The organism is Streptomyces sp. NPDC086989 (assembly GCF_044745505.1).
In the GTDB taxonomy this organism is placed as follows: Bacteria; Actinomycetota; Actinomycetes; order Streptomycetales; family Streptomycetaceae; genus Streptomyces.
Genome location: NZ_JBIVAL010000001.1, coordinates 279,255 through 297,698 on the forward strand (window position 1 = coordinate 279,255; position 18,444 = coordinate 297,698).

18 protein-coding genes and 1 tRNA gene are annotated in these 18,444 nt (G+C 72.1%); 11 read left to right on the forward strand and 8 right to left on the reverse strand.

Features of this window, described 5'->3' with window-relative positions:
* Window positions 1-26 precede the first annotated feature (26 nt).
* Window positions 27-1,991, forward strand: coding sequence for an MFS transporter (locus ACIPK4_RS01365; RefSeq protein ID WP_402308347.1), 1,965 nt, complete (start codon window positions 27-29; stop codon window positions 1,989-1,991).
* A gap of 98 nt (window positions 1,992-2,089) precedes the next feature.
* Window positions 2,090-2,293 (forward strand): hypothetical protein, encoded by a 204-nt coding sequence (locus tag ACIPK4_RS01370; RefSeq protein ID WP_376205438.1) that lies wholly within the window; start codon window positions 2,090-2,092, stop codon window positions 2,291-2,293.
* A gap of 253 nt (window positions 2,294-2,546) precedes the next feature.
* Here the strand turns inward: ACIPK4_RS01370 and ACIPK4_RS01375 are convergent.
* Window positions 2,547-2,619: transfer RNA gene (locus ACIPK4_RS01375), tRNA-Arg, on the reverse strand.
* Between the two features lie 115 nt (window positions 2,620-2,734).
* On the opposite strand from ACIPK4_RS01375, the gene ACIPK4_RS01380 reads away from it, so the two are divergent.
* Window positions 2,735-3,625, forward strand: a complete 891-nt coding sequence (locus tag ACIPK4_RS01380; protein ID WP_402308349.1) for an FAD binding domain-containing protein — start codon at window positions 2,735-2,737, stop codon at window positions 3,623-3,625.
* Between the two features lie 8 nt (window positions 3,626-3,633).
* On the opposite strand, the gene ACIPK4_RS01385 is transcribed toward ACIPK4_RS01380, so the two are convergent.
* Both ACIPK4_RS01385 and ACIPK4_RS01390 read right to left on the reverse strand, forming a co-directional pair.
* Complete coding sequence (locus ACIPK4_RS01385; RefSeq protein ID WP_402308352.1) at window positions 3,634-4,113, reverse strand: RidA family protein; 480 nt, start codon at window positions 4,111-4,113, stop codon at window positions 3,634-3,636.
* A gap of 89 nt (window positions 4,114-4,202) precedes the next feature.
* Window positions 4,203-5,480, reverse strand: a complete 1,278-nt coding sequence (locus ACIPK4_RS01390; RefSeq protein ID WP_402308354.1) for a M6 family metalloprotease domain-containing protein — start codon at window positions 5,478-5,480, stop codon at window positions 4,203-4,205.
* A gap of 244 nt (window positions 5,481-5,724) precedes the next feature.
* On the opposite strand from ACIPK4_RS01390, the gene ACIPK4_RS01395 reads away from it, so the two are divergent.
* From ACIPK4_RS01395 to ACIPK4_RS01410, 4 genes are all read left to right on the forward strand, one after another.
* The gene (locus tag ACIPK4_RS01395) at window positions 5,725-6,480 is read left to right on the forward strand and encodes a TetR/AcrR family transcriptional regulator (protein WP_402308357.1); all 756 of its coding nucleotides are present in this window, start codon (window positions 5,725-5,727) and stop codon (window positions 6,478-6,480) included.
* A gap of 84 nt (window positions 6,481-6,564) precedes the next feature.
* A complete protein-coding gene (locus ACIPK4_RS01400) occupies window positions 6,565-8,106 on the forward strand; it encodes an MFS transporter (RefSeq protein WP_402308359.1) in 1,542 nt (513 codons plus the stop codon).
* Between the two features lie 177 nt (window positions 8,107-8,283).
* On the forward strand, window positions 8,284-9,108 hold the full coding sequence (locus tag ACIPK4_RS01405) for a dioxygenase (protein ID WP_402309054.1): 825 nt from the start codon (window positions 8,284-8,286) through the stop codon (window positions 9,106-9,108).
* Between the two features lie 244 nt (window positions 9,109-9,352).
* Window positions 9,353-10,330 carry a sigma-70 family RNA polymerase sigma factor gene (locus ACIPK4_RS01410; RefSeq protein ID WP_402308361.1) on the forward strand — a complete coding sequence of 326 codons (978 nt, stop codon included), beginning with the start codon at window positions 9,353-9,355 and terminating at the stop codon, window positions 10,328-10,330.
* A gap of 67 nt (window positions 10,331-10,397) precedes the next feature.
* Here the strand turns inward: ACIPK4_RS01410 and ACIPK4_RS01415 are convergent, their stop codons facing one another.
* Window positions 10,398-11,348, reverse strand: a complete 951-nt coding sequence (locus tag ACIPK4_RS01415; RefSeq protein ID WP_054222420.1) for a YafY family protein — start codon at window positions 11,346-11,348, stop codon at window positions 10,398-10,400.
* Window positions 11,349-11,411: 63 nt separating this feature from the next.
* On the opposite strand from ACIPK4_RS01415, the gene ACIPK4_RS01420 reads away from it, so the two are divergent.
* The gene (locus ACIPK4_RS01420; protein ID WP_402308363.1) at window positions 11,412-12,902 is read left to right on the forward strand and encodes an MFS transporter; all 1,491 of its coding nucleotides are present in this window, start codon (window positions 11,412-11,414) and stop codon (window positions 12,900-12,902) included.
* A 72-nt stretch (window positions 12,903-12,974) separates the two neighbouring features.
* Here the strand turns inward: ACIPK4_RS01420 and ACIPK4_RS01425 are convergent, their stop codons facing one another.
* Window positions 12,975-13,757 (reverse strand): DUF6227 family protein, encoded by a 783-nt coding sequence (locus tag ACIPK4_RS01425; protein WP_402308366.1) that lies wholly within the window; start codon window positions 13,755-13,757, stop codon window positions 12,975-12,977.
* A 192-nt stretch (window positions 13,758-13,949) separates the two neighbouring features.
* Between ACIPK4_RS01425 and ACIPK4_RS01430 the strand changes: the two genes are divergently transcribed.
* A complete protein-coding gene (locus ACIPK4_RS01430; protein WP_402308368.1) occupies window positions 13,950-14,591 on the forward strand; it encodes a vitamin K epoxide reductase family protein in 642 nt (213 codons plus the stop codon).
* 107 nt (window positions 14,592-14,698) lie between these two features.
* On the opposite strand, the gene ACIPK4_RS01435 is transcribed toward ACIPK4_RS01430, so the two are convergent.
* Window positions 14,699-15,109 carry a rodlin gene (locus tag ACIPK4_RS01435; RefSeq protein ID WP_054222416.1) on the reverse strand — a complete coding sequence of 137 codons (411 nt, stop codon included), beginning with the start codon at window positions 15,107-15,109 and terminating at the stop codon, window positions 14,699-14,701.
* 281 nt (window positions 15,110-15,390) lie between these two features.
* Between ACIPK4_RS01435 and ACIPK4_RS01440 the strand changes: the two genes are divergently transcribed.
* Window positions 15,391-16,026 (forward strand): hypothetical protein, encoded by a 636-nt coding sequence (locus ACIPK4_RS01440; RefSeq protein WP_402308371.1) that lies wholly within the window; start codon window positions 15,391-15,393, stop codon window positions 16,024-16,026.
* 166 nt (window positions 16,027-16,192) lie between these two features.
* The gene (locus tag ACIPK4_RS01445) at window positions 16,193-16,432 is read left to right on the forward strand and encodes a chaplin (protein WP_054222414.1); all 240 of its coding nucleotides are present in this window, start codon (window positions 16,193-16,195) and stop codon (window positions 16,430-16,432) included.
* A gap of 100 nt (window positions 16,433-16,532) precedes the next feature.
* On the opposite strand, the gene ACIPK4_RS01450 is transcribed toward ACIPK4_RS01445, so the two are convergent.
* Both ACIPK4_RS01450 and ACIPK4_RS01455 read right to left on the reverse strand, forming a co-directional pair.
* Window positions 16,533-16,880: a hypothetical protein gene (locus ACIPK4_RS01450; protein ID WP_054222413.1), complete on the reverse strand. Its 348-nt coding sequence runs from the start codon at window positions 16,878-16,880 to the stop codon at window positions 16,533-16,535.
* 172 nt (window positions 16,881-17,052) lie between these two features.
* Window positions 17,053-18,387 carry a chaplin gene (locus ACIPK4_RS01455; protein WP_402308375.1) on the reverse strand — a complete coding sequence of 445 codons (1,335 nt, stop codon included), beginning with the start codon at window positions 18,385-18,387 and terminating at the stop codon, window positions 17,053-17,055.
* Window positions 18,388-18,444 lie beyond the last annotated feature (57 nt).

Here is an 18,444-nt window from a genome sequence, read left to right on the forward strand (position 1 = left end):
ATCCGGGGAGTCCGGGGAGTAGAGCAGTGACCACCGCTGAGCAGCACAGCCAGGGCCGGGGCACACCGGCAGCCGCCGGCCGCTCCGGTGTGCCCGCGTCCGCGTCCGCGTCGGGGCCGGCGTCAGGGCCGGCGTCCGCATCCGGGCCAGCCTCCGCCTCCGACGTGCCCGAGGCCGAGCCCGGCGGCATAGGGGCCCCGGGCACGGGGCGGGCCCTCGGCCTGGCCCGCCGGCACCCGGTGGTCGTCGCCACCGCGCTGGCCGCGGTCCTGCACGTGGTGTGGTTCTTCTGCTTCGCCAACAGCGGCGGCGACCTGGCCGCCCAGGACGCCTGGGCCGAGTTCGTCGGCCGCCATCCGGACTCGGCGTACAACCTCGCCTGGTACGGCGGCATGCACCCCGTCTCGTACAGCGTCGTGTCCCCGTACGTGATGTACATGATCGGCGTGCGGACCACGATGATGGTCGCCGGAACGGTCTCGGCCGGGCTGCTCGCGCTGATCCTGACCCGCTGCCGCGGCGCCGTCCGCGAGCCGCTGTGGCCGGCCCTGGCCGGGGTGTACGGGCTGCTCTGCAACGCCCTGTCCGGCCGGGTCACCTTCGGTCTCGGCGCGATGTTCGCGCTCGGTGCGGTCGCCGCCGTGTTCTGCTGGCCCCGCAAGTGGGCGGAGCGGCGCTGGGCCAAGGCGGCTGTGGCGGCCCCGCTCGCCGGGCTCGCGACCGCGTCCAGCCCGGTGGCCGGGCTCTTCCTCGGGGTGATCGCGGCCGCGCTGTTCCTGTCCGGGCGCCGGCCGGGGGCGTACGCGCTGGGCCTGGCCCCGGTGGCGGTCGTCGGGCTGTCGGCGTGGCTGTTCCCGTTCTCCGGGACGCAGCCGATGAAGCTGGGCTCGGCCGCGCCGCCGTTCCTGTTCGGGCTGGCGATCCTGTTCCTCGTACCGAAGCGGTGGAAGACCGTCCGGATCGCTTCCGCCGTCTACACCTTCGGGGTGCTGCTGACCTGGGCGATCGACTCGCAGGTCGGCTCGAACGTGACCCGGATGGTCATGCTGTTCGGCGGGGCGGCGCTGCTCGCGGCCCTCCCGTACCCGGTCCCGCGCAGCCGGCACTGGTACGCGGTGCTCTTCGCGTTCGTCGGGATCAACGTCTGGATCACCACGAACAGCATTACGGACATCGTCCGTACCACCCCGGTGGCCGCCTGGAACCGGGAGCTGGCCCCGCTGGTCGACCAGCTGAAGAAGGCGGGTGCCGAGCGCGGGCGGGTGGAGGTGGTTCCGGCCAGCAGCCACCGAGAGTCCTCGGCCTTCCCCGCGTACGTGAACCTCGCGCGCGGCTGGAACCGGCAGGCGGACCTGGAGCGGAACCCGCTCTTCTACGACGACACCCTCAGCGCCGACAGCTACCGGGAGTGGCTGGGCCGCTGGGCCGTGCACTACGTGGTGCTGCCGGCCGACAAACCCGATTCCGGCGGGGAGGACGAGGCCGAGCTGGTGCGCGGGGGGCTCCCGTACCTCCGGCAGGTGTGGGGCGACGAGAACTGGAAGCTCTTCGAGGTCGCCGAGCCGACCGACCTGGTGTCCGGGCGGGCCACGGTGGTCCGGGCCGGCGCGGACCAGCTGGTCATCGACGTGCAGGCGGCGGGGCGGGTGCTGGTGCGGATCCCGCACTCCCCGTGGCTGGGCCTGGTGGACGGGTCGGGCAAGGCGGTGCCGCCGCCGCAGGAGACGTTCGCGTCGAAGGCGCGCGGCGGGGGCGGGAGCGGCGGCTCGGGCTCGGGCACCCTGCCGAAGGAGTACGCGAACACGGCGGGGTGCCTGTTCAAGGCGGCTCCCGACCCGGCGGGCGACGTGTGGACGGAGCTGCTGGCGCCGGGGCCGGGGGTGTACCGGGTGGCGGCGAAGTACCAGCTGCCGCGCGGTACGCCGTGCCCGGAGGAGCTCACGCGCCGGCTGGTGGAGCAGCCGGAGCGGCCGAGCCCGCCGCGTCCTTGATCGGGAGTTTTTACATGCGGTCCGGGTGCGTTGCTCCGCATATCTGCATACGATCCCAATAGTCCGATTGGGTGCTTCCCGAAGGAGTTGACGACGGGATGAGCAAAGAGCAGCAGAAGCGGGATTTCCGAGAGGCCTTCCAGGTCTCGGAGCCGGATCGGCCGCCGCGTCCGGCGGGCCACGGCTTCAGCGGGCCGGTACGCAGCAAGGTCAAGGGCGGACTGCACACGAAGGCGGCCCTCAAGCGGGCCGGCACTCCGCAGGGTGACCGCATCGGCGAACGCAGCAGAGGCCTGAGCTGATCCCACGCCCCGCGCCCCCGCGGCGCGCGCTGCCCGCCCTCCCGGTGTCGCACCGGGAGGGCTTTCGACCGACAGGTATACGCCGAGACGCAGCGCCCCCAGCCGCGCCTGCCGACGTGCGGCGGGCGCCGGCGAGGACGGCCACCGCACGGACAACGGGATCTTTCTACGCCGACCTGACGCCGTAACCCCAACGGCCGACGGAAAAGGGCCGGTTCGAAGGATCCCCCTCCGAACCGGCCCTCACGTGCCGTGCCCCCGGCAGGATTCGAACCTGCGACACCCGCTTTAGGAGAGCGGTGCTCTATCCCCTGAGCTACGAAGGCGGACTGGCCACCGACAGACTAGCGGATCGTGTTGCGCGAATGCGCCCCAGTAACCGGCGGGTGGAATTCTGCCCGGCCCGGTTTGAGGCCGGGCGGCCAGGTTCATGGGACAGGCATGGACTTCCTTCGTCCCGCCCGGTGGGAGGAGGCGCTGGCCGCCAAGGCCGCGTACCCCACCGCCGTCCCCATCGCCGGCGGCACCGACGTGATGGTCGAGATCAACTTCGACCACCGGCGTCCGGAGTACCTCATGGACCTCAACCGCATCGGCCTGCTCCAGGAATGGGAGACCGGCGAGGACGTCGTACGGCTCGGCGCGTCCGTCCCGTACACGCAGATCATGGAGCATCTGCGCGCCGAACTCCCGGGGCTGGCCCTCGCCTCGCACACCGTCGCCTCCCCGCAGATCCGCAACCGCGGAAGCGTCGGCGGCAACCTCGGCACCGCGTCCCCGGCCGGTGACGCCCACCCGGCGCTGCTCGCCGCCGGCGCGCAGGTCGAGGTGGAGTCCGTACGGGGCTCCCGGCTGATCCCGGTCGACGCGTTCTACACCGGGGTCAAGCGCAACGCCCTCGCCGCCGACGAGCTGATCAAAGCCGTGCACGTGGCGAAGGCGGACGGGCCCCAGCAGTTCTCGAAGGTCGGCACCCGCAACGCCATGGTCATCGCCGTCTGCGCCTTCGGGCTGGCCCTGCACCCGGCGTCCCGCAGCGTCCGTACGGGCATCGGTTCGGCGGCGCCCACCCCGGTCCGGGCGAAGACGGCCGAGGAGTTCCTGGCCGCGGCCCTCGACGAGGGCGGCTTCTGGGAGTCCCGCAAGGTCATCACCCCGTCGATCGCGAAGCAGTTCGGCGATCTCGCGGGCGCGGCCTGCAACCCGATCGACGACGTGCGCGGCACCGCCCGGTACCGGCGCCACGCCGTCGGCGTCCTGGCCCGCCGCCAGTTGCTGTGGGCCTGGGAGGAGTACCGCGGGGAGCGGCGCCGCGGCCGCGGTGGTGCGTGACGCCGGGGTCAGACGCCCATGGGGGTGTGGAGTTCCACGACGACCTCCACCTCGACCGGCGCGTCCAGCGGCAGCACCGCCACGCCCACCGCGCTGCGCACGTGGATGCCCGCGTCTCCGAAGGCGGTGCCGAACACCTCGCTGGCCCCGTTGACCACGCCCGGCTGTCCGGTGAACCGCGGGTCGCTGGCCACGAAGCCGACCACCTTGACCACGCGGCGGACGGCGGACAGGTCGCCGGCGACGGAGGCGATCGCGGCGAGCGCGTTCAGGGCGCACTGCCGGGCCAGCCCGTGGGCCTGCTCCTCGGTGACCTCGGCGCCGACCTTTCCGGTGAGCGGGAGCGCGCCGTCGACCATCGGGAGCTGGCCGGAGGTGTAGACGTGGTGCCCGTTGACCAGGGCGGGTACGTACGCGCCCAGCGGGGCGAGGGCCTTCGGGAGCGTGAGCCCGGCCGCGGCGAGGCGCTCTTCGGGGGTGCCGGTCATACGAGTCTCCTGGGGGTGCTCATGGACGGTGGGGGAGGGATCGGGGACGGCAGGGAGGGGCCGGGACGGGCAGGGACGGGCGCGGTTGTTCAGGGGCGGGTGATGCGGACCTGGAAGCTGCCGTCGCGCAGCTCGCCCACCACCGAGATGCTGACGCCGGCCTTGTCGTCGGTGAAGGTCTCACCCGGCTTGAACGGCGCGTCCGACAGTTCTCCGTGCACGTTGGGCCGCCGGGTGCAGCCTCCGCTGCCGACCGCGCTGTCGGAGACGGTGACGGGCCCGCGTCCGGTGTCCACCTGGGAGTCCACCTTGTAGATCAGGACGCCCGGCTTGCAGACGGCCTCGTCGTTCCCGGCCCGGGTGCGCACCTCCACCGCGTACCCGGAGGTCTCCGAGAGCGGTACGAAGGCCAGCTTCGTGCCGCCCTCCACCCCCAGCGGAGTCAGGGTGTGGTCGCTGACACCGGGTTTCGCGGCGCAGCTGATCTGCGAGCTGTCCAGCCAGCCCAGCTTCCACTTGTGCCAGCCCAGCAGGTCGTTGTTGGCACCCCAGTCCTCGCTCATGATGTCCCAGTGCCCCACCGCGCCCCCGCCGTCGGCGGTGTACAGGTCGGGCAGCCCGAAGACGTGCCCGTTCTCGTGGGGGAGCACCCGGTATCCGGTCTCCCGGTAGGTGCCCGACCCGTCGTCCTGGCGGCTGTAGACGAAGGACGTGTTGGCGAGCGGCACGCCGTCGGCCATCGGGGCCTCGGCGTTCCCGGAGAAGGTCACCGAGAGCACGGTGTCCAGGGCGGACGGGCCGGCGTTCGGTGTGACGAGGATGTTGACCAGGTCGTAGCGGCTGAAGTCCACCTCGGAGTCGGCGGCCTTCACGATGTGTTCGACGAGCTGCCGGTAGCCCGGTTCGTACGCGGACCCGCGCTCGATCCCGTACGCGGCGAACGGCATCGGCATCCGCAGCCAGGTCCTTATCGGAGCCTCGGCCCGGTAGGTGAGCCGGCCGTAGGAGCTGGTGCGGAACCAGTCGGAGGTCTGGGGGAAGAACTCCGCGAGGCGGTCGAGCGCGGTGCCCTCGCCCTTGGCGTCCGGGAAGTCGATCATCAGGTTCAGGGCGCGGACCTCGCCGGTCGACCGGGAATACCCGGGTGGGGTCGGCAGGCCCTCGGACATCTGCACGCCCATCGTGCCGGTGATCCGGCAGGGCGCCAGTGCGGACTCGGCGGTCGTGGCCGCGGGCCCGGCCGTGGAGTGGCTGCGGTCGGATATCCCGGTGCTCGCCGTGGCCGTGATGCCGAGGGCCAGCACGGTGAGGCCGATGTACGCGCCGGCGCGGCGTGGTGCGCGTATCCGGCGGCGGGTCTGCGGCATGGAGATCGCCTTCGGGTCCGCGGCAGCCGGCCGGGCCCGGACTGCTCTCTGTGCGATCACCCTCCGTCGGCTGCGGCGCACCCGCGCGTCGGGAGCGTCCGAACGGGAACCCTGCCGTGACTCAGGTCACACGAGGGAGTGAAATAACCGGGGACTGGATCCCCGTTTGTACGGGAGTCCCGCAAAGCGGGGACCGGCTCCCCGTTTGGGGGCGGTACGAACTCCAGGCCCAGGGAGGCCTCGCATGAAGCGCCCCACCACCCCCGTGGCGGACCCGTCCGCCGCGGAGGCGGCCGTGGACCCGTCCGCCGCGGAGGCGGCCGTGGACCCGTCCGCCGCGGAGGCGGCCGTGGACCTGTCGGCCGCGGAGCCCGCGCGGCTCCCGCGACCGCGCGCGGACGCCGTCCGCAACCGCGAGCGGATCCTGGTGGCGGCGCGCGAGCTGTTCGTGGAGCAGGGTTCGGCCGCGCCCTTCGACGAGGTCGCCCGCCGGGCGGGCGTCGGCAACGCGACCCTCTACCGGCACTTCCCCGACCGGGCCGCGCTGGTCCACCACGTCGTGCTCTTCGTCATGGACCGGGTCACGGCCCAGGCCGAGGACTCGCTCGCCGAGGAGCCCGACGCCTTCGCCGCGCTGTGCCGCTTCACGCACGCCGCGGCGGACGAGCGGATCGGCGCCCTGTGCCCCATGCTCTCCGGGGACTTCGACCAGGAGCACCCCGAACTCCTCGCGGCCCGCGAGGCCTTGGCAGAAGCCGTCGAGGTCCTGGTGACGGCCGGCCAGGAGACCGGGCTGATCCGCACGGACGTCGGCGTCGGCGACCTGATGGTCGCCCTCTCCCAGCTCAGCCGGCCGCTGCCGGGCATCGCCTGCCTGGACGTGGACGGGTTCGTCCACCGCCATCTCCAGCTGTTCCTCGACGGGTTGCGGGCGCCGGCCCGCTCCGAACTGCCCGGTTCGGCGGCCACGCTGGAGGACCTGAGGCAGAAAACCATGTGACGCCCCGAGCCGCGACCAGTAGCGTCGTAAAGCTGTCTTAAACGTTGTTTTTCAGTCATTCCGCACAGTGAAGTGGGTACCCCCATGCCAAAAACAGCCGCGGCCCTCGCGCCGGCTGCCGCCGATCCCAGTCGCTGGAAGGCGCTCGTCTTCATAGCCCTGGCGCAGCTGATGGTCGTGCTCGACGCGACCATCGTGAACATCGCCCTGCCGTCGGCCCAGACCGACCTCGGCATCTCCGACGGCAACCGCCAGTGGGTCATCACCGCGTACGCGCTCGCCTTCGGCGGGCTCCTCCTCTTCGGCGGCCGCATCGCCGACAAGTGGGGCCGCAAGAACGCCTTCATCGTCGGCCTGGCCGGTTTCGCCCTGGCCTCCGCGCTCGGCGGCGCCGCCAACGGCGAGGCGATGATGCTGGGTGCCCGAGCCCTCCAGGGTGCCTTCGGCGCACTGCTCGCGCCGGCCGCCCTGTCCCTGCTGGCCGTCATGTTCACCGACGCCAAGGAGCGCGCCAAGGCCTTCGGCATCTACGGTGCGATCGCCGGTGGCGGTGGCGCCGTGGGCCTGATCCTCGGCGGCTTCCTGACCGAGTACCTGAACTGGCGCTGGACCTTCTTCGTCAACATCCCGTTCGCGATCGTCGCGGCCGCGGGTGCCTGGCTGGTCATCCGTGAGCCCGCCGGCGGCCGCAACCGCGCCCCGCTGGACATCCCCGGCGTGGTCCTGTCCACGCTCGGCCTCGTCGCGCTGGTCTACGGCTTCACCCGCGCCGAGTCGGCCGGCTGGTCCGACGCGGTCACCGTCGCCATGTTCGTCGGCTCGGCGGTGCTCCTCGCGGCCTTCGTGTTCGTCGAGTCCCGCGTGAAGTCGCCGCTGCTGCCGCTGCGCGTCCTGCTGGAACGCAACCGCGGCGGTGTCTACCTCTCCCTGGGTCTGGCCGTCATCGCGATGTTCGGTCTGTTCCTCTTCCTCACCTACTACCTCCAGGTCGTGAAGGGCTTCTCGCCCGTCAAGACCGGCTTCGCCTTCCTGCCGATGATCGCGGGCATGATCACGGGCTCGACCCAGATCGGCGCCCGCCTGATGACCCGGGTCCCGCCCCGGCTGCTGATGGGCCCGGGCTTCCTGCTCGCCGCCACCGGCATGCTGCTGCTGACGCAGCTGGAGGTCGGGTCCTCTTACCCGGCGCTGATCCTGCCGGCGCAGCTGCTGCTGGGTCTGGGCATGGGCACGGCGTTCATGCCGGCCATGTCGCTGGCCACGCACGGGGTGAACCCGGCCGACGCCGGTGTCGCCTCCGCCATGGTCAACACCTCCCAGCAGGTGGGCGGCGCGATCGGCACCGCCCTGCTGAACACGATCGCCGCCTCGGCGACGACCGCGTACCTGACCGACCACGCGGCCGCCGCCGCGGCCGGCGGCCCGGCGGCGAAGCTCGTCCAGGCCCAGGCGATGGTGGAGGGCTACTCCACCGCCATCTGGTGGGCGGTCGGCATCCTCGCCGCCAGTGCGACCATCGCCCTGACGCTGATCACCACGGGCCGGCCGGGCGCCGGCGGCCCGGTCGCCTCCGGTGACGGCGCGGGTGCGGACGCCGACGTGAAGATCCCGGTGATCGCTCACTGACGCGCCTCGGGGTACTCCCGGGAATGACTGAGGGCCCCGCGTCGTTCAAATTTGAACGACGCGGGGTTTCGTCGTCTCCGGCTCGTGACCGGCCCCGTGCAGACGGACGAGGAGCACCCCATGACCACACCTGCGGCCCCCACCCCCGGAGCCACGCCCGACGCGATGCCCGGAGCCATGCCCCACCCCACGCCCGAGGCCACGCCCGGCCTCGTGCCGGTCCCGGCCCGGATGCCGGCGCTCTACCTGAGCCATGGCGCCCCGCCGCTGGCGGACGACCCCGTCTGGCCCGGCGAGCTGGCCGCCTGGTCCGCCTCCCTGCCCCGCCCCCGGGCGGTCCTGATGGTCTCCGCGCACTGGGAGGAGGCCCCGCTCGCACTCGGCGCCACCGACCCCGTCCCCCTGGTCCACGACTTCTGGGGCTTCCCCGAGCACTACTACCGGGTGCGCTACGACGCGCCGGGCGCCCCCGCCCTCGCCGCCTCGGTACGGGCGCTCCTGCGGGCCCCGGGCACCCCCGTCCAGGACATCCCCGACCGCGGCCTCGACCACGGGGCGTACGTCCCGCTCGTGGAGATGTTCCCGGAGGCCGACGTGCCGGTCCTCCAGATCTCCCTGCCGACGCTGGACCCGCGCCGCCTGATGGACATCGGCCGCACGCTCGCGCCCCTGCGCGACGAGGGCGTCTTGATCGTCGGCAGCGGGTTCTTCACCCACAACCTGGCCGCGCTGCGCCACACCGGGCCCGGCGTGCCGTCCTGGTCGGCGGAGTTCGACGCCTGGGGCCGCGAGGCGCTGGCCGCCTCCGACGTCGACGCCCTGCTGGACTTCGAGGCGAAGTCCCCGGCGGGCCGGCTGGCCCACCCCCGTACGGAACACTTCGCCCCGCTCTTCGTCACCCTGGGCGCGGCGGACGCCCATGGTGACCTGGCCCGCCGCTCCGACCCGGTCGAGGGTTTCTGGATGGGCCTTTCGAAGCGTTCGGTGCAGTTCGGCGGGTAATGGGTTGGTTGTCCAGGCAACCAGAAGCCGGCCGGAGCCGTCTTCAGGGACAGAGCCACGGCGTGGCCGGCCAGGGACGGGGCAGGATACTGCAAGATCTCGAAAATAGAGGGACGGCGTGGGAATTCTGTCCCGATTCCAGTCGTTGTTTCCTTCGGAAGCGGGCACTCGGGAGAGTGTCCAGGGACGCGGAGCCGCGTTCCAGCAGCCGCACCGCGACCTAACTCATTGCAAGGGAGCACGCATGGCAACCCGCGCCGTCGCCCGTCGTCAGTCCAGGGGCAGCGCCCGCGCTGTGAGCGGGGAGATCGCCGACCGCGACCTGGTGGGCATGTACCTGGACGAGATCGCGCGTACCCCGCTGCTCGACGCGGCCAAGGAAGTGGAGCTCTCACAGATCATCGAGGCGGGCGTGTACGCCCGGCAGATCCTCGACGGTGAGACGGACCGCGAGGGCGAGACGCCGGCGCGCGAGGAGCTGGAGGCCCTGGCCGCGGAGGGTGAGCGCGCCAAGGAGATCTTCATCCGCTCCAACCTGCGCCTCGTCGTGGCCGTCGCCCGCCGCTACCCGCGCAGCGGCCTGCCCCTGCTCGACCTGATCCAGGAGGGCAACGCCGGCCTGGTGCGCGCCGTCGAGAAGTTCGACTACGCCAAGGGCTTCAAATTCTCCACGTACGCCACGTGGTGGATCCGCCAGGCCATCACCCGCTCCATCGCCGACCAGTCCCGCACCATCCGCCTGCCCGTCCACCTCGTCGAGGAACTCGGCAGGATCCGCCGCATCCAGCGCGAGTTCAACCGGGAGAACGGCCGGGACCCCGACCACGCGGAGATCGCCGCCGAGCTGGACTCGACGGAGAAGCGCGTGGGCGACGTACTGGACTGGGCGCGCGACCCGGTCAGCCTGAACATGTCGGTGGACGACGAGGGCGAGACCCAGTTCGGCGACCTCCTCGAAGACACCTCCGCGATCTCCCCGGAGCAGTCCGTCCTCTCCCTGCTGCGCAGCGAGGAGCTGGAGGACCTGCTGGGCAAGCTCGACCAGCGCACGGCGTCGATCATCAAGATGCGGTACGGCATCGACGACGGCCGCGAGCGGACCCTGACGGAGGTCGGCAAGCAGCACGGCCTGACCCGCGAGCGGATCCGCCAGATCGAGAAGCACGCGCTTCTCGAACTGAAGCGCATGGCGCGCGACACCGGCTTCGACGCCGTGGCCTGACCGGCCCGCGGCGAAGCCCCCCGAACGAGCCCCCGGTGCCTACCCCCCCAGGCGCCGGGGGCTCCCGCTACCCCTGCGGGGGCGCCGCCGCGTTCAGGCGGCCGGCCAGCGCGCGGGCCGCGGAGGCCAGGAAGTCCGGGGTGTGGACCGTGAAGGGCACCGCGGTCAGCGCGAGCCGGGCCGCCGTCCACTCCGGGGACTCCGAACTGCGGAACCGGACCCTGCAGCCCCCGTCCGAGGGTTCGGCGTGCTGCTGCAGCCACACCGGCAGGACATCGGCCGGAGCCTCGAAGGAGACGTCCACCGCGTACGTCTCCCCGCCCCGCATCCCGCGCCGTACGAACTCCGCCGCCTCCATCGGCAGCTCCCGCGGGGTGAACCGCGCGCCCGTCGCGAACGGCTCCGCCACCCGGTCCACCCGGAAGGTCCGCCAGTCCTCCCGGTCCAGGTCGTACGCCATCAGGTACCACCGGCTCCCCGTGCTCACCAGCCGGTACGGTTCCACCAGCCGCCGCGAGGCCACGCCGTCGCGCGCCCGGTAGGCGAAGCGCAGCCGCTCCGGCCCGGCCACCGCCGACGCCATCGTCGTCAGCGTCCTGGGGTCGATGCTGGCCCCGTCACCGCGGGCCACCGCGATCGTGGCCGACTGCAGCGCGCCCACCCGGTGCCGCAGCCGCCCCGGCAGGACCTGTTCCAGTTTCGCGAGGGCCCGTACGGAGGCCTCCTCGACGCCCTCGATCGCGTGCCCGGCACCCGCCCGCAGGCCCACCGCGATCGCCACCGCCTCCTCGTCGTCCAGCAGCAGCGGCGGCATCGCGGCCCCCGCCACCAGCCGGTACCCGCCGTCCGCCCCCAGCGTCGCCTCCACCGGGTAGCCCAGCTCCCGCAGCCGCTCGATGTCGCGCCTGATGGTCCGCGGGCTCACCCGCAGCCGCTCCGCCAGCTCGCTCCCGGGCCATTCGCGTGGCGTCTGGAGCAGGGACAGGAGGGTGAGCAGTCGTGCGGGGGTGTCGGTCATGCGATCCAGATTGCCACGGGAAATAGGACACCATCTGACCTAGATCCCGTCTAAGTTTCTGCCATGACCACCGAGACGACCTCGCCCGCCCACCGCCGCCGCTGGCTGGCGCTCGCCATCGTGATGACAGCGTCCTTCATGGACCTCGTCGACGTCACGATCGTCAACATCGCGATACCCAGCATGCGCCAGGACTTCGGCGCCTCGACCAGCGCGATCCAGTGGATCACCGCCGGGTACGCGCTCGCGTTCGCCGCCGGCCTGATCACCGGCGGCCGTCTCGGTGACATCTACGGCCGCAAGCGCCTGTTCCTCGTCGGCGTCGCCGGCTTCACCGTCGCCTCGCTGCTCTGCGGCATCGCGGCCGACCCCTCGATGCTCGTGGCCTCCCGCCTCCTCCAGGGGGGCATGGCGGCCCTGATGGTCCCGCAGGTGCTGGCGATCATCCACGTCACCTTCCCGCCGCACGAGCGCGGCAAGGTCTTCGGCATGTTCGGTGCGATCGTCGGCCTCGGCGCGGTCTCGGGACCGATCCTCGGCGCCCTGCTCACCGAGTGGAACCTCTTCGGCCTCGAATGGCGCACGATCTTCCTGATCAACCTGCCCGTCGGCATCGCCGCCGTGATCCTCGGCCGCAGGTTCATCTCCGAGTCGAAGGCCCCCAAGGCCCTGCGCCTCGACCTGGTCGGCGTCGTCCTCGCGACCCTCGCCCTGGTGCTGCTGATCTTCCCGCTCACCCAGGGCCGGGAGAACGGCTGGCCGCTGTGGGGCTTCGTCTGCATGATCGCGTCGCCGGTCGTCTTCGCCGTCTTCCTCGCGTACGAGAAGCACAAGATCAAGAAGGACGGCTCCCCGCTCGTCGAGCTCTCTCTCTTCAAGGTCAAGAGCTTCGCCGGCGGCATCGCGGTCCAGCTGACCTTCGGTCTGGTGACCGGCGTCTTCTTCCTGGTCTGGACGCTCTACATGCAGATGGGCCTCGGCTGGACCCCCCTGCACGCCGGCAGCACCGGTATCCCCTTCTCGATCGCCGTCTCCGTCGCCGCAGGCCTCTCCGTCGAGAAGCTCGTCCCCCGCTTCGGCCGCAAGGTGCTCCAGGCCGGCGCTCTGGTGATGGCCGCGGGCCTGCTCCTCTACATCTGGGAGGCCCGGCACTACGGGATGGGCATCGCCTCCTGGCAGATGGCCGCCCCGCTGGTCGTCATGGGCGTCGGCATGGGCCTGATCGTCGCCCCGCTGAACGACACCATCCTGTCCCAGGTGCCGCGCGAGCACGCCGGCTCCGCGTCCGGCCTGATCAACACGACGGGTCAGATGGGCAATGCGCTCGGCCTCGGCCTCACCTCCGTCGTCTTCTTCGGGCTGATCGACGACGACCGGGTCCTCGGCGCGCCGTACGTCAACGCCTTCCACAGCGCGCTGTGGTGGATCGTGGGCGTGCTGGTGGTGATCTTCGCGGTGATGTTCCTGCTGCCGCGCAAGTCCCTCCCGGTGGAGCAGCGCGAGGGCGGCTCCGAGGCCCCCGCAGCCGCTCCGGAGGCGGTCCCCGCCGCGTAACCCGCGCCGGCACCTTCCGACGGGCATGTCCGCCTCTGTTGGCGGACATGCCCGTTTCCCGCTTCCAGGCCGTCACCTCACCCGGGCGCGCAGTTCCATCGCCCCGCGGGCGGCCACCTCGCTCTCGTACACCTCGCACATGTGCCGCCCGTCCGGCGTCGCCGTGTGCTCGACCTCCCAGAGGCTGAGCTCGCTCCCGTCCAGCAGCACGAACGAGTGCTCGTAGAGGCTGAAACCCGCGCCCCGTCCGTCCGCCATGCAGTGCCGCGTGCCGAACGCCTGGGTGATCTGGTGCGCGTACGCCGATCTCAGCAGCAGCGCCGTCCGCTCGCCGGGCCGGTCCGGGTTCTCCGCACGCCGCAGCACCCGGCGGGCGTGGTCGGCGGACTCCTCCACCGCGTACTCCCGCTGCCGCTGCGCCGGCGGGGCCGCCGCGAACAGCGCGCTCAGCGCCGCCGCATCGTCGTCCGCCTGCTCCTCGACGGCGGCCAGCACCGGATCCAGCGCCGGGTCGAAGGCCGGCTCGGCCGGGGCCTCGCCGAACAGCCGGGCCACGGCCAGGGAGGCCTCCGCCTTGCTCACGAAGACCTCGTGCCGGATCGTCCGGTCGCCCTCCAGCCGGTACGCCAGCTCCCACAGGGACGCCGAACCGCCGTCGGACAGCAGGTACGTGTGCCGGTGGGTCTCCCGCCACGCTCCCGCCGCCGGACTGCGGTGGGTGGTGTGGAGGGAGGAGCTGTGGGCGAGCGCCGTGCCGAGGCGCTCGACCAACCGGTCCGGCAGGTCGAAGGAGTTGAGGGCGCGGCCCAGGAGTCGCTCGAGGTGCGCCTCGGTTGTCTCGTACGGATCGCTCAAGGTGGGTCTCCAGGCCGTCGCAGCTAGTGACTTCGCGGAAGCTCAACGTAGCCCCTGGGTCTGACATCACGTCCGGGGTTCGGTAAAACGTCCGGGAAGCATCCGGGGTTCCCGCCACACCTTCAGGTCAACTTGCCCAGGGATGTGCATGGTTCGACCCGGTCTGTGCGGGAGCGGGGGAACATGGGCCGTATGGCAACGAAAACAGTGGACCTTCCCCGCCAGCAGGGGCGGTCCCGCAGTGAACACGAGGGCGAACCGCCCGCCACCCCACGGACGTTGGCCTGGCTGCTGGCGCTGACCGGAGCCGCCGGGGTGCTGGCGTCCTGGGTGATCACCCTCGACAAGTTCCTCCTGCTGGAGGACCCGGACTTCAAGCCCGCCTGCAGCCTGAACCCGGTGGTCTCCTGCGGCAGCGTCATGAAGAGCGACCAGGCGGCGGCCTTCGGCTTCCCCAACCCCCTGCTCGGGCTGGTCGCGTTCGGGGCCGTCGTGTGCGTCGGCGCGGGCCTGCTGGCCGGGGCGCGCTACCGCGGCTGGTTCTGGCTGGGACTGAACGCCGGCATGGTCTTCGGAGTCGGCTTCTGCACCTGGCTGATGGTCCAGTCGCTGTACGAGATCAACGCGCTCTGCCTGTGGTGCTGTCTGACCTGGGTGGCCACGCTGCTGATGTTCTGGGCGGTCACCGCCCACAACGTCCGTACGGGGACGCTGCCCGCGCCCCGGCCGGTGCAGGGGTTCTTCGCCGAGTTCGGCTGGGCCCCGCCCGCCCTGCACATCGGAGTGATCGGGATGCTGGTCCTCACCCGCTGGTGGGATTTCTGGACCGGGTGACGGCCCGGCGCGCACGAGGGCCCCGGCAGCTGGTGGCCGCCGGGGCCCTCGTCACATCGCTCCACGGGCGCAACGGGCCCGGACCGCAGAAGGAAGCGGAGCGGAGATCAGCTGCCGATGGAGCCGTTGCCGGACAGGACCGGGATGTTGTCCAGGATGTGCGAGAGCGGCTCGTCGCCCTTGGCCTGGGTGGAGTTCTCGGTGCACTGCTGGTTCATCGGGTTGGACAGGACGTTGATGTCCTGGACGCCGATGTTGAGGGCCGCCAGGATCGACTGGGCGTTGACCTTGACCGGCAGACCGATGCAGGGCTTGTTCAGGGTGCCCTGGACCAGGCCGAGCTGCGGGCTCTGGTCGCCCTTGGTCTTCTGGTTGCCGTAGATCTGCGAGGCACCGTTGCCGTTGACGGTGTTGACGCCGTTGTCGTTGCCGATGGCCATGGCCGGGGCGGCGGCAGCGGCGCCGGCGCCGACAGCGGCGGCGGTGACGGCCGCAGCGGTCATGATCTTCTTGAACATCGTTGGTCCTTTTGTCGCACGGGTGCCCGCTAGTGGAGCGCCCTGGTCAACTGCCCCGTCAGGGGGTTGGTTCCGCTGCTTCACTCAAACGGCCCGCCTGGGGGGGAGTTTTCCCCACCCCGAGTGAGCCCTCTGCGGACGCGTGCGCGAAGCCCGTACGCAGCCCGCAGCGACGGCGCGGCCGTTCAAGATCCTGTTGCGCTCCGTAGAAGGTGTTCGCACGGTGGGTAAGGAAGCGGATCGCCCGGGTCCGCTTCTGTGCGACCACCGAAGGAATCGCCATGTACCGCACGAAGCCGTCCCGCATCCGCGTCCTCGTCCCGTCGGCCCTCGCCGTCGTCATACTCTCCGGCGCGGCCGCCCCCGCGGGCGCCGCGGACGGCGGTACGGCGGACGCCGCCAGGAAACGAGTCGCCGCGGCCCAGCAGCAGATCGACCGCCGCGTGGCGGCGGCCGGACCCGTCGACGACCTCCTCGCCGGGATCAGCGCCGTCCTGGACGGGCTCACCAAGTCCCTCCAAGGCCTGCTGCCGGGGGTGACGCTCCCGCCGATCAAGCTGCCGACCCTGCCGACCCTGCCGGACCTCCCGGAGATCCCGACGCTGCCGATCGACCTCCCGTCGATCCCCGGCCTCCCCTCCATCCCCTCCACCCCCTCGATCCCGATCCCCGAGATCCCGATCCCGGAGATCCCGATCCCCGAGATCCCGGACGTCCCGATCCCGGAGATCCCGGAGATCCCCGACGTCCCGGTCTCCAAGCCGGCCTCTCCCGTCCCGAAGCCGGCTGCTCCCGTCGCCAAGCCGGCGGCTCCGGTGGCCAAGCCTGCCGCCCCGGCGGTTCCGGCGAAGCCGGCGCCGGCCAACCCGGTGCTCACGCCGGTGGAGATCGTGCCGGAGGTTCCCGGCCTTCCGTAGCGGCAGGCCCTGGCACAGGGGCGGCCGAAAACCGTACGCGGTTACGACTATTGAGCTGAACAGGTCTGATTGCGCACGAGGCCGTGTCGTCTGGGACGCTGGACCGTTTCGCTCGGTGTGAGCCCCGCGTCGGGGCAGAACACATCGAACAGAAGGTGCACTTCCCATGAACTCTGCCAAGAAGGCCGCCCTGGTCCTGGCCACCGCCGGTCTCGCTGCGGCCGGTGCCGCCGGCTCCGCCATGGCCGACTCGTCGGCCGAGGGCGCGGCCGTGGGCTCCCCCGGTGTCCTCTCGGGCAACCTGGTCCAGGTCCCGGTTCACGTTCCGGTCAACGTCTGCGGCAACACCGTCAACGTGATCGCCCTGCTGAACCCCGCGTTCGGCAACGTCTGCGTCAACGACTGACGTCAGGCGGCACACCTGACTGTGGGCGCCATCGGCCTCGCCGGTGGCGCCCACAGTCTTGTCCGCCGCGGTTTCCGGCGGGGGCGGGTGGTGGAACGGCTCAGTGGGCCCCGCCGTTGAGCTTCACGCCGCCGAGGAGCGGGGAGGCCTGCGTGACCCCGTTCGCCACGCCGAGGACCTCGCCCGGCGCATTGTTGCGGATGTTGTTGACGCGTTGCGCGGTCTCGAAGACCTTGCCGACGGTCTCACCCTGCTCGGCCACCCCGTTGCTCAGGGTCTGCGGGAGCGACTCGGTGACCGGGGCGAGCGAGTTGACGGCATCGGTGGCGCCTCCCGTCAGGCTCATGGGGGGCATCGCGGCCGGCGCTTCGGCGGCGAAGGCGGGAGCGGTGGCGCCGAGCGCGGCAACGGAGCCGGCGATGACCGCGGCTACCTTCGTGAGCTTCATTATCGAAATCCTCTTCTTTCATGGACAGAGGTGTCAGCGGCCGCCGTCGCGCCGCTTCGCTTTCGCCCTGGGTAACGATTCCCCGCCGTTCCGGAAACGCGTACGGCAACGGCCGGAGAACCCGTCAGGGGATTCTCCGGCCGATATTTCTTCCGATTACCGTTATTGCCGGTCAGGAGATGCGGGACCGCCGGTAGAGAATGGCGCCGCCCAGGACCAGCGCCGAGGCGAGGGCCGCCGCGGCGCCGGGCCGGCCCGCCCCGGTCTCGGCGAGCGCCGGAGCCGACACCTGCGCGGGAGCGGGAGCGGGTACGGGCGCCGGAGCCGGCGCGGGGAGCGGCGCGGCAGGCGTCTGTCGGACGGACGCCGGTGCGGGCGCGGGAGCCGGTGCCAGGTGGATGGGGGTGTCACCGCCGGGGGCGGCCGGCGGCTGGTCGGCGGGACGCACGACCTCCGGAGCGGGGGCCGGAGCGGGGTGCTCCTCGAACCGGCTGCCGTGCGGCGGTGCGGGGACGGGCGCCTCCTCGGCGACCGGGGCCGGAGCCGGCAGCGGCCGGGGCGCCTCGTGGACCGGAGCGGGCGCCGGCAGCGGTACGGGCGCCTCGTGGACCGGGGCCGGCAGGGTCACCGGGTGGGCGGGGGCCGGGGGCGGCGCGGGCGTGTGCACCACGGGCCCCTCGTGGGCCGGGGGCTCGGTCACCGGGTGGGGGAGGGGCTTCGGGGCGGGCCGCGGGACGGGCTTGGGAGCCGGGTGCTCCGCCTGGGGGCCGGGCCTGGGGCGGGGCCGCGGCTGCGGCCGCTCGGGCGCCGGGGGAGCGTGGTGGGCCACCGGTGCGGGCGCCGGGAGGGCGTGCGGGTGGTCGTCGCACTCCTTCTCGTCCGGGCTTCCGTAGCCGCCCTGCCCGCCGGGCTTGGCGTGCCGGCCGGGGCCTGCGTGGTCGCGGTGGTCGCGGTCGTCCTCCCCGCCGGGACCGCCGTAGCCGCCCTCGTGCCGGGACTCCTCGTGCCGGGACGCCTCGTGGCGCGGTGCCGCGTGCCGCGGCGGCTGCGGGCGCGCCTCCTCGTGATGCTGTTCCTCGTGCCGCGGCGCCTGCGGGCGCGCCTCCTCGTGACGCTGTTCCTCGTGGCGCTGCTCCGGCAGCGCGTGCCGGCCGCCCTGGCGGTCTTCGAGGTAGTGCCTGAAGGCTTCGGCGTGCTCGGGGCTGAGGTAGCGCTCGTAGTCCCGGTCGTCGTGGTGCGCGTCCGAACCGGTCGTGGTGGCGCAGGTGTTCCCGAACGCGGGGTTGAGCGCCGCACCGCCGTCCACGCTGTTGCCGCACACGTTCGGCGAGACGGTGATCGGTACCGCGATGCTGTTGCCGGACAGCACCCCCGGCGAATGCGAGGCCTCGGCCGTCGCCCCCGGGTGCGCGTAGACCGCGCCGGTCGCGATCGACAGCAGGCTTGAGGCGGCCGCCGCCGTGAGCACTCCCTTGCCCAGTACCTGTCGGCTGAGTACCTGTCGCATGGGTCCTTCCCTGTCTACCGGCTCCCGCCGGTGCTGAATCGAAGGTGGCCTCGGAGT